At 60.3% G+C, this 12,184-nt stretch carries 7 protein-coding genes; 4 read left to right on the plus strand and 3 right to left on the minus strand.

Annotation, left to right across the window (positions count from 1 at the left end):
- Positions 1-275: 275 nt before the first annotated feature.
- Positions 276-1,874 (minus strand): FAD-binding oxidoreductase, encoded by a 1,599-nt coding sequence (locus tag VL598_RS04395; protein ID WP_414718649.1) that lies wholly within the window; start codon positions 1,872-1,874, stop codon positions 276-278.
- Between the two features lie 93 nt (positions 1,875-1,967).
- Between VL598_RS04395 and VL598_RS04400 the strand changes: the two genes are divergently transcribed.
- The 3 genes from VL598_RS04400 to VL598_RS04410 all read left to right on the plus strand — a co-directional run bounded on the left by VL598_RS04400 (position 1,968) and on the right by VL598_RS04410 (position 4,612).
- Entirely contained in the window at positions 1,968-3,260 is a 1,293-nt protein-coding gene (locus tag VL598_RS04400; protein ID WP_325325479.1) for an MFS transporter, read from the plus strand.
- Between the two features lie 185 nt (positions 3,261-3,445).
- Entirely contained in the window at positions 3,446-4,255 is an 810-nt protein-coding gene (locus VL598_RS04405) for an MOSC domain-containing protein (protein WP_325325480.1), read from the plus strand.
- A 189-nt stretch (positions 4,256-4,444) separates the two neighbouring features.
- On the plus strand, positions 4,445-4,612 hold the full coding sequence (locus tag VL598_RS04410) for a rubredoxin (protein ID WP_325325481.1): 168 nt from the start codon (positions 4,445-4,447) through the stop codon (positions 4,610-4,612).
- 102 nt (positions 4,613-4,714) lie between these two features.
- Here the strand turns inward: VL598_RS04410 and VL598_RS04415 are convergent, their stop codons facing one another.
- Positions 4,715-5,689 carry a GlxA family transcriptional regulator gene (locus tag VL598_RS04415; protein WP_325325482.1) on the minus strand — a complete coding sequence of 325 codons (975 nt, stop codon included), beginning with the start codon at positions 5,687-5,689 and terminating at the stop codon, positions 4,715-4,717.
- 471 nt (positions 5,690-6,160) lie between these two features.
- Here VL598_RS04415 and VL598_RS04420 point away from each other — a divergent pair, with 471 nt between their 5' ends.
- Positions 6,161-6,337, plus strand: coding sequence for a DUF1427 family protein (locus VL598_RS04420; protein WP_325325483.1), 177 nt, complete (start codon positions 6,161-6,163; stop codon positions 6,335-6,337).
- Positions 6,338-6,344: 7 nt separating this feature from the next.
- Here VL598_RS04420 and VL598_RS04425 read toward each other — a convergent pair whose 3' ends face one another.
- A complete protein-coding gene (locus VL598_RS04425) occupies positions 6,345-11,909 on the minus strand; it encodes a trifunctional serine/threonine-protein kinase/ATP-binding protein/sensor histidine kinase (protein WP_325325484.1) in 5,565 nt (1,854 codons plus the stop codon).
- Positions 11,910-12,184: the final 275 nt, after the last annotated feature.

A 12,184-nucleotide genomic window follows, 5' to 3' on the forward strand; every position in this document is an offset into this window, starting at 1 on the left:
GCGCGGCAATCAGCGACGAGCTCGTCGAAGCGCTGAGCGTCGCCTATCCGAAGGCGAGCGGCCGCGATATGAAGGAGCTGATGAAGCTCGCGACACGCTATTGCAAGGCGAAAACCATTCCGCTTTCGGAAGAGGTGTTCCAGCTGTGTGCGGGCTTTCGCGGGTACGCTTGACGCGCCGCCTACTTAGTCCCGTCCTTGCAACAAACTCACTGGGTCGGCTGCGTCGCAGCCTTCCCGCACCGCGTCGTGTGAACGCGAAACGACACGCATGCGTCACGCGCCGGATTCGCGTGACGCATGATAGGAAAAGATTTTTCCCGGGTTCATGATGTTGTGCGGGTCAAGCGCATGCTTGAGCGCGCGCATGACGTCGATGGCATCGCCGCCATGCTCATCAACCAGGAAGTCCATCTTGTGCAGGCCAACGCCGTGCTCGCCCGTGCAAGTGCCATCCATGCGCAGCGCCCGAGCGACGAGCCGCTGGTTGAGCCGCTCGGCTTCGGCCAACTCGTTTGGGTTGGCCGGATCGATGAGCATCGCAACATGAAAATTGCCGTCGCCGACGTGGCCGACGATCGGGCATGGCAGCGACGAGCCGCGCAGGTCATCTTCCGTTTCGACGACGCACTGTGCGAGTCGTGAAATCGGCACGCAGACGTCGGTCGTCACAGCGCGGCAGCCAGGCTTCAATTGCAGCATCGCAAAAAAGGCGTTGTGACGCGCATTCCAAAGACGACTACGCTCCTCAGGACGCGTCGCCCAGGAAAAGCCGCTGCCCGCATGCTCGGCGGCGAGCTCTTGCACGCGTTCTGCCTGCTCTGTGACGCTCGCGTCAGTACCGTGGAACTCGAAAAAGAGAGTCGGCGATTCGGCGAGCGTCAAATTTGAATAACGGTTGATGGCGCGGATGGCAAGCGCATCCACGAATTCCGCGCGAGCAACGGGCACGCCGAGTTGAATCGTATCGATGACGGTCCGCACGGCGTCGCCCATCGTCGGAAACGCGCAAACGGCCGCCGAGACGGCTTCGGGCTGTGGGTAAAGCCGTACGGTCACCTCGGTGATGACGCCGAGCGTGCCTTCGGAACCGACGAAAAGACGCGTGAGGTCGTAGCCGGCCGACGACTTGCGCGCGCGCGTGCCGGTCTTCACGATGCGACCATCGGCCAAGACGACTGTCAGCCCCAACACGTTTTCGCGCATCGTGCCGTAGCGCACGGCGTTCGTGCCTGAAGCACGCGTCGCCGACATGCCGCCGAGGCTCGCGTCAGCGCCCGGATCGATCGGGAAGAAAAGCCCCGTATCGCGCAGCGCTTCGTTGAGCGCTTTGCGCGAAACGCCGGCTTCGACCGTGGCCGTCAGATCTTCGGCGTCGATCGAGAGAATGCGGTTCATCCCCGAAAGGTCGATCGACAAGCCCCCCTCGACGGCGAGCAGATGTCCTTCAAGCGACGATCCGTTGCCGTAAGGGATGACCGGCACGCCGTAGCGTCCGCAAAGCTCGACAGCTTGTCGCACGTCCTCGGCGCTTTGCGCGAAAAAGACCGCGTCGGGCAGCTGCGGATCGAGCGCCGATTCGTCCCGGCCGTGATGCGCGAGCACCGCTTGCGCGGTCGACAGCCGCTCGCGGAAGACAGCATTGAGTTCGGCGAGCAGCTCGCCGGGAAAGCGTCGGCGGACGCCGGCAACAACCAGTGGCGCAGCGTGATTCACGAATGTCTCCTGGCGTATATTTGTTTGCCGGCGAAGGCGGCGTATCGCGCGAATTGTCGACGCTGATCGACGGCGGGTTGGCCCATTCCCCGTTCTAGTTGGGCCTCCGCCTGATTCTACGCCGATCGGATAACGGCGAACGACAATGGCGCACGGCATGCAGCACCGGATACGAGTTGAACAACCCCATCTTCACACGCGACGTACACTGTCACCCCTCGTCGAAATATCCTTCAACTGGTAAACCGAACAATGAGTACCAGCAATCCCAATCGGCTCCCGTACGTCCCCCACCGGACGCTGTCGGGAAGCGACCACCGCACGCTTGTTCTCGCCGCGCTTGGCGGTGCACTCGAGTTCTATGACTTTGTCATTTACGTCTTTTTCGCCGTCGCAATCGGGCAACTGTTCTTCCCGCAATCAATTCCAGACTGGCTGCGCCAAGTCCAGACGTTCGGCATCTTCGCCGCCGGCTACATTGCGCGGCCGCTCGGCGGAGTCATCATGGCGCACTTTGGCGACCTGATCGGCCGCAAGCGCATGTTTATGTTCAGCGTGCTGCTGATGTCATTGCCCACGCTGTTGATCGGACTCTTGCCAACTTACGCCAGTGCAGGCGTTGTTGCACCGGTGCTGTTGCTGTTGTGCCGTTTGTTGCAGGGTGCAGCGGTGGGCGGGGAAGTGCCTGGCGCGTGGGTATTCGTCTCCGAGCACGTGCCGCAGCGTTACGTAGGCTACGCATGCGGAATGCTCACCGGCGGCCTCACCGCAGGTATTCTGCTCGGCTCGTTGATCGCATCAGCGGTAAGCCGGCACTTTACGCACGCTGAAATCGTTGCTTACGCATGGCGCGTTCCGTTCTTGATCGGTGGCCTGTTCGGTCTTCTTGCTGCGTTCTTGCGTCGCTGGCTGCACGAGACGCCGGTGTTCCTCGAAATGCAGCAGCGTAAAGCGCTTGCTGCCGAGGTGCCGCTGAAGGCCGTGCTGCGCGATCATGGCCGCTCGGTGGTTTTGTCGATGATCCTCACGTGTACCCTGACCGCCGGGATTATTGTCGTGATCCTGATGACCCCGGCCCTGCTGCAAAAGCGCATTCATATCCAACCCGCAATGTCGCTGCAAGCAAACTCCGTTGCAACGTTATGCCTCACGATCGGCTGCGTCGTTGCAGGGACGCTTGCCGGCAAATTCGGTGCGGCCCGAACGATCTTTGTCGGTTGCCTGCTTCTTGCTGGTTCGTACTGGCTGATGTGGCAGCGTATTGGACTCGATTCGTCTTCCTTGATGCCAGCTTATGCGGTAGCCGGATTTTTTGTCGGCGCTGTGGCGGCCATTCCCGTCGCGATGGTCGAAGCGTTTCCGCCCGCCGTGCGTTTCTCAGGTATCTCGTTTTCGTATAACGTGGCGTACGCGGTGTTTGGCGGGCTGACACCGGTGGCCGTCTCGCTGATGTCGCAGTCGAATCCTGCCGCACCTGAGCTCTACGTGGCCGTGCTGTGCGTCGTCGGCGCGCTCGGCGGGCTTGCGTTGCGCAAAGCCCGCTGAAGGAAGTTGCGTGCGGCACGGATAAATATCGGCGAGACGAAAAAGCGGTGTGGCAATCGCATGGCATGAATCCTCCCCGCGTTGGCTCAATTCCCCCGCATCTGAGTGCATCGCGCGTCGATTAACGCAGTATCGTTGAGTCCAAGCGCGGCACTGAGCCGGGCAAGAAACCGAAGAGCTTTGCTATGTCATCATTGAACGCAACTGTTGCATCGATTCGCCGCTACCCCGTGAAGTCGATGATGGGTGAAGAACTGAATGCCGCTGCGATTACGACGCGCGGACTGGCAGGGGACCGCGCCTATTCCCTCGTCGACTTAGAGACCAACAAACTGATCAATGCGAAACATCCGCAAAAGTGGCCCAAGATGTTCGGCTACCATGCCCGTTTCGTATCGCCGCCGGTTTCGCCTGAAGACATTCCGCCGGTGTATATCACCTTGCCCAACGGCGACATCATCGAATCGACCGCCGGTGATGCGGAACAACAGCTTTCCGCAGCACTCGGCAAGCGCGTTAGCCTCGCGCGTCCGGACGGATCGGACAAGGGATTTGAAGGCTTCGTGCCGACTGTCGAGGGCGTGTCCGACCACGACTTCGTTTTCGATAAAACCTCACCGACCGGCACGTTCTTCGACATCGGCCTGATCCATATCCTCACCACATCGACCCTCGACGCCCTGAAACAGGTCGCTCCCCAGAGCCGCATCGAAAGTCGACGCTTTCGCCCCAACCTCGTTATTAACACGGAGGGCGCCGAACCCTTCGTCGAAAACTCCTGGGTCGGCCGCACGCTTCGCATCGGTGAAGTGGTATTGGAAGTGAAGCAACGCACTCAGCGATGCGTTATGACGACGTTGGCTCAGGGCGATTTGCCCAAGGACCTTTCTATTCTGAAGGCGATCTATCAAAACAATGGTGGTTCCATTGGCGTCTACGCGGAGCCCGTAACGACCGGGACAGTCCGTGTCGATGATCGCGTCGAGTTGATTTAACGAAGACTAATGGCCGAAAGGCCTAGCGATACACGAAGCTCTCGTCGCCATGGGCGCACACCCGGTCAATCTACCATTGGCGGCGACGAAGCGACGGTTTGTTATGCCGGTCGAGTGTTGTTGCTCTCTTTTGCGTCGGTGGCATTGAGGGCACAACAAAGACGCGTGGCAATTTAAGAGATTTACATCATGAAGGTTTGGCAGTGCGTCATTTGTAACTTCATTTACGAAGAAGCCAATGGTATTCCTGAAGACGGCATCGCACCCGGCACGCGCTGGGAGGACGTTCCCGCCGACTGGGCTTGTCCCGAATGCGGCGTAAGCAAGGCCGAGTTCGAAATGGTTCAAATCGCCTGATTCACCTACGGGTGGCTGTGCGCTACCCGCAGGGTGCTGACCGCCATTCGATCGGCCGCACCTATGCATGTCTCGCCAGAGGCGTCCTAACGCTTTAGCCCCTCAGTTGTCCGTGCTCAACAACTGAAGAAAGTGGGCTCGGTAATCCTGCGGCGAAATACCGAGGCGTCTCCTGAATGTAGCGCGCATGCGATGCGCATCCAAAAAACCGCACTCGTATGCGATCGTCTTGACCGGCTTCGTTGTCGTTTCAAGGAGCGCTCGCGCGGCGTCGAGTCGTGCACCCTCCACGAAATCGCTTGCGGTGACATTCGCTTCGCGAGAAAAAACGCGGCTGAAATTTCTGACGCTCATATTGAAGTTCTGCGCAAGCACGGCAAGCGAGAGGTCTGCGCTGAGATTCGCAAGCACAAATTGCTGCACCCCTGTCACAAGCGATGTCGCTTCGTTATACGCCGTCAGATACGGGCTGAACTGTGACTGGCCACCCGTGCGGTGAGTGAAGAGGAGCAACCTTTTCGCTACGTTAAGTGCCAATTCTCGTCCATGCTCACGGGCCAAAAGATACAGACTCATGTCGATGCCCGCCGTCACGCCCGCTGAAGTGACGAGCTTGCCGTCTTGTATGTACAGTTGATCGGCGCTGACCGTAGTAGCAGGAAACTCGGCTGCGAGGCGAGGCGCGTCGTTCCAGTGCGTGGTTACGCGCTTGCCGTCGAGGAGGCCCGCCCTCGCCAAAAAAAAGGCGCCATTGCAGACAGAGCCGATGCAGGCCGAACGTTCCGATGCGGCCCTCAGCCACTCATACAGCGACGCATCGAATTGCTGGCTCGGCAACTCAGGCCCGCCTGTCACCAGCAGAACATCGTATGCGCCGGCGGAATCCACATAGGACTGAGCCGGACGAATCTCCAAGCCGTTCGCGCATCGAATGCTGCCGGCTTCTGTGCCCAAAATCTCGAGCGTGTAATGCGCTTCAGGTGGCAAAAAGCGATTCGCTTCGGCGAACACATCCAGTGGACCCGTGGCGTCGAGCGACTGAACGCCAGGAAAGACCAGCACGGCAACAGTTTTCATCTTGTGATTGGTGGGGCATCGAGCCATCAATATCAGTTCATCGAGCGCTGCCAGTGTGCCGCGCCCGAGGCCTAAGAGCGAGCAGTATAAAAAAAATGACACTCGAAATCACGGCCCAACAAGTCTGAGACGTTGCATCCAATGGCCGGCGTTCGCTCGGTGGTATCTCGCCGCGTGAAAGGGCTGAGCGCACAGTCCTTGCGTGCTCAATCCTGAGAACTTTGGCCGTCATATTGGATTCAGTCGATCACAGCCAACGCCGGCTGCGGCTTCAGCCAATTACGCCCTGAGCCATGACATGCCGTGTTTTTGCCCGCGAAATGCCGCTATGTTGTCTGCCTGCATACCCGCAGCAGTCGACGCATTCAGTACGATCTTGGTGAGCCTGGGCAAAAACACGTCTTCTTATAGCTCGTGGATCGCTTGGCGCGACGACTTGAATGCTGCGGGCTCGCTTAGTTCTAGAGCATTATGAAATCCTATCTTGTAGCAATCGTAGTCGGTCTTGCCGTTGGTATGATCTACGGAGCCGTGAATGTGAAATCGCCCGCGCCGTCGATCATCGCGATCGTCGGCTTGCTGGGCATGTTGGCCGGTGAACATGCAATCACGTTCGCCAGAAACTTGGTTACACAATTCTTGCCGTGACGGCGATTCATGCCACGGGCAGACCCTCGTTTGAGCTTGGCGGGGCGTGTTCGACTTCCCCGCGAGGAAGAACGAGTTGAAAGACGGCACCACGCGGCAAGTTTGCGCTCACCCACAGTCGTCCCCCATGCGCCTCGACGATCGAACGGGAGATCGACAAGCCCATGCCCAGGCCGTGCGATTTTGTCGTGTAGAACGGATCAAAGACGCGCTTCTCCTCCGCCCGGGGCAATCCCGGGCCAGAATCCCGCACAACCACAGCTACGCCATTCGACGAATCCGCAGCCGTGCTGATGTGCAGTTCGCGCGGCCCCTTTCTCGTTGCGCCCATCGCTTCGACGGCGTTGACAACCAGGTTGAGTATCACTTGTTGAAGCTGCACGCGATCTCCCAAGACCAGCGGCAAACTCTCCTCGAGTGCCGTCAGCACCGAGACACCGTTCTTCAGTGTTTCACCTTGCGTCAGCGCGATGACCTCACGGATCGCCTCGTTGATGTCCACGCTGTCCTTGCGTGGAGGCGCTTTCCTGATCAAAGCGCGAATTCGGCTAACGATGCCGCCGGCTCGCATCGCGTCATTGACGATGCGCTCGAGCGACTGGCTGACCTCCTCGAGGTTCGGCGGGTTGAAGCGCAGCCAGCGTAAGGCTGCCGAAGCATCGGAGGCGGCAGCGGCAATCGGCTGCTGAACTTCATGGGCAATCGAGGCCGTGAGCTGCCCCATCGTCGCAGCGCGGTTCGCGTGCGCGAGCTCCATCTGCACTTCCCGGTAGCGTCGCTCGCTTTCGCGCGCCTCGGCTTCCGCCCGCTTGCGCTCGGCCAAATCAAGCACGAATGCGACGCCTTGATTCGTACCTTCTTCGAACATCGCCACACCGATCAGAACTGGGGCACGGCTGCCGTCCTTCTTGGCGAATTCCTTCTCGAACGGCTGCAACGTCCCCGTCGTCTTGAGCTCAGGGATGCGTTGTACGTCGCGATCGAGCCACTCAGGCGGCGTCAGATCCGTCCAGCGCATCCGCCCCGACACGATGTCCCCGCGGTCGTATCCCACAATACGGAGAAATGCGTCATTGGCCTCGAGGATCTGACCGGCCAAATCCCAGATGAAAATGCCAACAATATTGGCGTCGACGAGGCGCCGGATCCTGGCTTCGCGTTCTTGGAGATCTCGGTACAGGCGAGCATTCTCGAGGGTAATGGCGGCCTGCGAGGCCAGTAACTGCAGCACCGCGGTGTGGGTCGGCATGAAGACACGTGGCGTCAGATTGTTCTCGAGATACAGCATGCCTACGAGTCCGCCCTGGTTGATCAGCGGCAGGCAGAGCGCGGAGCGGACCTGATGTTGCCGGATGTAGGGATCGGCGCCAAACTCATCGTGCTTTATCGCATCGTCGAGAACGATGTTCTCCCGCGTTTGCATCACGTAGTGCAGCACGGATTGTGGCAGCACCAGCGCTGTCACGGGCTCATCGCGTAATTGCGTGAGCACCGAGTCGCGCTCGATGGTAGCGACGGCCCTGAGTCGCGGCTCGCCGCCATGCGCCACAAAAAGTAAGAGCGCGCGCTCAGCGCCGGCCTGCGTGAGAGCCGTGCGCAACAGGGTGTTGATCAGCCTGTCCAAGTCGATCTCGCCCGAGATCGCCTGCAATACTTTGATCACGGTGGCCAGATCGAAATGTTCGACGGTCGTGGCAATCGTGCTCATCGGACCTGGCTCGTCCTCCCTCAGCTGCGGATGGACTTGATCGAGTTGTCGCACCTTGCCGCCGGCACCCCAGCGCAGGTAACCCTGGCGGGACTTGCGCAGATACGTCTGCGCGAAAGTCTCTAAGCCACGCGCCGCGTGGAAGCGCGCCACCAGTTCATAGGCGATTGCCTCATTCTGGACAAAGCCGCTATCGCGCGCTGCGCGGATGGCCCGCTCATAGAGCCGCTCAGCGTCGAGCTCGCGGCCCTCCACGCGGGCGAGTTCGGCGCGCACCAGCGCGGCGCGGTCGGCAAAGTTCGACGGACTGTGCTCGGCCCACTCTTGAAGCTGCCGATGGTGCGCGGCCAAGGCGTCCACGTGCCCAGCACGCTGCGCAACGGGGGCGTTGTCGCATTGAGCTGCGTGCGCAAGCGCGCTATAGAAATGGTATTCGACCGCCTCGAAGAACGACAGCGAGGTCCAGAGCCCCTGCTCCGCTTTCGCCGCTGCCGCCACAGCAGATGCGTGCTCTTGAGCGAAATAGTGTGCCTGCAACTTCCGGATCCAGTACCTGCATAACGCCACCGCCCGATCAGGGGCGCTTCGCAGATGTTGTTCGAAGCGATCCTCATCGAACTGGTCGTCATTAAAGCACCCGAACGTCGGCGTTTGACCGCGCAACGTTCGGATGAGCCCGAGCTGAGCGTCAACAAGGTCGATGACGACGCCGAATCGCGCTTTGCGCACGAAGGCGAGCCCTGCCTCGGCTTCCCGCTGTACTTCGTCGAGCGGATCGCCGCTCGCGAGCATGAATGTGACCGTGTTGATGTAGCTATAGCCCGCAAAGGTCAGGTCGCCAGCGTCCAGAGCCATGTCAAAGGCGCGCCGCAACATGGTGCGGCACGTGTTCAGATGGCGCACCCACGGATTCACAAGGTAGCCGAAGCACATGTAGACGCGCGCCTTGAAACGGTTCAACCCTCGCTTGTCCACCAGATCGATGGCTAACTGGCCGAAACGGAAGCCGGCGCGGTAGTCGCCGAAGTGAGGCCCCAGGATCATGCCCAGATAGACGTAGGCGAGGCATGACGCGTCACTGTGGCCATGCTGCAGGCTCAGGTTCGCCATCCGGCAGACAACGAGACAATAAAGATTCTTATCGGTCCACGACGCCGGTGGCAGGATCTCGGCAAGGACGTCCATGCTGGCGACGGCCGAATCGTTCATGGGTGGCAGTTCGATGAGCTGCTCGATCGAACGCTTGCCGAGCTGGTGCCAGATCCGGTCGATCTCCATGCGCACCCCGTCTTGTGTCGGGTGCGGCGAACAATGGATACCTACGCGCCGAAGGTACTCGATCCCCACCGAAATGGCGTGTCCGTTTTCACCTGCGGTCATATAGAGCGAGATGCGCAGGCGGGTCACGGCAGCGAGCTCGATCAGGGATGCGGCGTGGGTGGGAAGCCGCACCAAGCGCGCTTCGGCGCAAGTCAACTGGCCAGTCAGGAACTCGCATTCGGCCAGGTTCAGCGCCAGCGCGAAGCCCAGCTTGCGCCGATGCCCCCAGCCCTCGCCCAACAGCGCCGCGCCCGCAGCGAAATACTTGAGCGCTGAGCCGTAAGCCGTGGAAGCTTTGGCGCGCCTTCCGGCAATCAGGTTGAATCCGGCAAGCCGCTCTCGCTCCTTTCGGGACCTGATTAAAGGCGAAGCCCGGTTGAGTTGATTGACGATTTCGAAAATCGCCTCTTCGAGCTTTTCGGACGGTGTCTGCGCGGCCAGCAGTCTTCCAATTCGAAGGTGCAGCTCGGCTCGCAGGTTCCTATCAATCAGCGAATACGCGGCTTCATGGACGCGATCGTGGACGAACCGGTAAGTGGCGTTTGCGAGGCGCTCGACCAATTCCTGACGGACGGCCGGCCAAAGGGTCGCTTGGACTTGGTCTTCTGAAACCCCGAGCACGATCGACAGCGTCCTCGTTTCGGCAAAGTTGCCAAGACAAGCCAGTTGCTGCATCGCGTTCTGCGCTTCGACCGGCAAGCGGGTCAATTTCGCGACCATGAAGTCGATAACGTTATCGGTATATCCCTTGGCGCGAATGCGCTCGAGGTCCCAGCACCAGCGGCCAGCATCATGGTCGAAGACAAGCATTCCCTCATCCGCCAGCGACGACAAGAACTGAATGGCAAAGAAAGGATTGCCGCCGGTTTCCTGATGGACCAGTTGCGCAAGCGGCGCAGCGCGCGCCGGCTCGCAGCGAAGCGCTTCCCCAATGAGCTCCCCGAGATGCGACTCCCGGAGCGGCGCGAGTGCGATCTCCTCGACCCTCCCCCCGGCGGCCTTGATAGCTGCGAGCTTTCGCATCAGCGGATGGGCAGAAGTGACCTCGTTATCGCGATAAGCACCGATCAACATGAGGTGGCGCAGATCTGACCCAGTCAACATGTCCTCGAGAAGATCGAGCGTCGCCATGTCGAGCCACTGCAGGTCGTCCAGAAAAAGTGCCAGTGGATGTTCCGCCCGAGCGAAGACGCCGATAAAGCGCCGGAATACCAGTTGCAGGCGCCGTTGCGCGTCCTGTGGCGAAAGCTCAGGCAGCGGTGGCTGTTCGCCAACGATGAGCTCGAGCTCGGGGACGACCTCGACTATGAGCCGCGCGTTCGCACCCAGCGCCTCGGCAAAGGCGGCGCGCCAGTGGCGCAGCTCGGTGTCGCTCTTGCCGAGAAGCGGTCGCACGAGGTTCTGAAAAGCCTGAGCGAGCGTCGAATAGGGGATGTCATGCTTGTACTGATCGAATTTGCCTGCGGCGAAGAGTCCGCGCAGCGGTATCAACGCCTTGTGGAGCTCGTTGACGACCGAGGATTTACCCATCCCCGAATATCCGGAGACCAACACCAACTCCGGCGATCCGTTCTCAGCGGTACGCTCGAACGAGGCGAGCATTGCCCCGACTTCGCTCTCGCGCCCGTAAAGCTTTTCCGGGATCAACAACCGGTCGGGCGTGTCCTGTTGACCCAGTGGAAAGTCGTCGATTAAACCGCAAGCCTCCCATTCGGTAAGGCACCGTTGCAGATCGCGCTCGATCCCACCGGCGGTCTGGTAGCGCTCCTCGGCGGTCTTGGCCAACAGCTTCATGACGATGGCCGAGACGGGGCCAGGGATGTGGTCTACTCGCTGGCTCGGCGGCACCGGCTTTCGCGCGATATGGCAGTGCACCCACTCCATCGGATCGGCAGCGGCGAACGGCAGCGAGCCCGTCAGCATCTGGTAGAACGTGATGCCCAGCGAGTAGAGATCGCTGCGGGCATCGACCGAGCGGTTCATGCGCCCCGTTTGTTCAGGGGCCATATAGGCGAATGTACCGGCGATGGTCTCCGCAGGCTCAGGTGCCTGCCGCTCGCGGCGAAGGCGTGAGGCGAGGCCAAAGCCGGTGAGCCTCACCTCCTCGTTACCCTTCACGAGAATATTGGCCGGCTTGAGATCCTTGTGGATCAAACCACGCTGGTGTGCCTTGCCAAGTGCGGCGACGATGCGGATCGCGAGGTGAAGAAAGTGCCCAATTTGCATGGGCGCACCAAGCAGCCGTGTAAGCGGCTCGCCGCCCGGATCTTCGAATAAGAGCAGGGTCCGTCCGCCTTCGCGCACGAGTTCCAGCGGCCGCACCGCCCATGCGCTTTCCAGTTCGTCCCTTAATTGGTATTCGTGCTCGAGACGGCTAAGGCTGGCCGGTGTCGGCTGTTCGGCGACGTGCTGCAACGCCAGCACAACCGTCTGATTCGCCTCGGCCCTTGGCAGATGCATCCGGTAGAAGGCACGCCCACTATCCTCCCAAAGGAACTCGGAGGTCCCATCCCCAAGTACGCCCACCCAAGCAAACAGGTTCACCTGCCGGCCTCCACCATCCTCAATCCAGCTTGCCGCTGCCGCGCGAAACAAGCCCCTTCGCGTTGACTAGGTGAAAGCATCAGTCTGCCACAGCTGAAGACAGATGTTTGGCTCCAGGGCTCCAAGGCGACAGAACAATCGCGGACGTATCGAGGCTATGCAGATTAAGCGCTTGTCGTTGATCCGTCTCTCTAGGCCGCCAGGGGGCTCTGAGTGGCGAGGGCTACCGCGCCTTAGTACAACTTCATTCACCACTGCGGCGATGAATAAAACGG

Source organism: Trinickia sp. (assembly GCF_035492435.1).
Taxonomy (GTDB): domain Bacteria; phylum Pseudomonadota; class Gammaproteobacteria; order Burkholderiales; family Burkholderiaceae; genus Trinickia.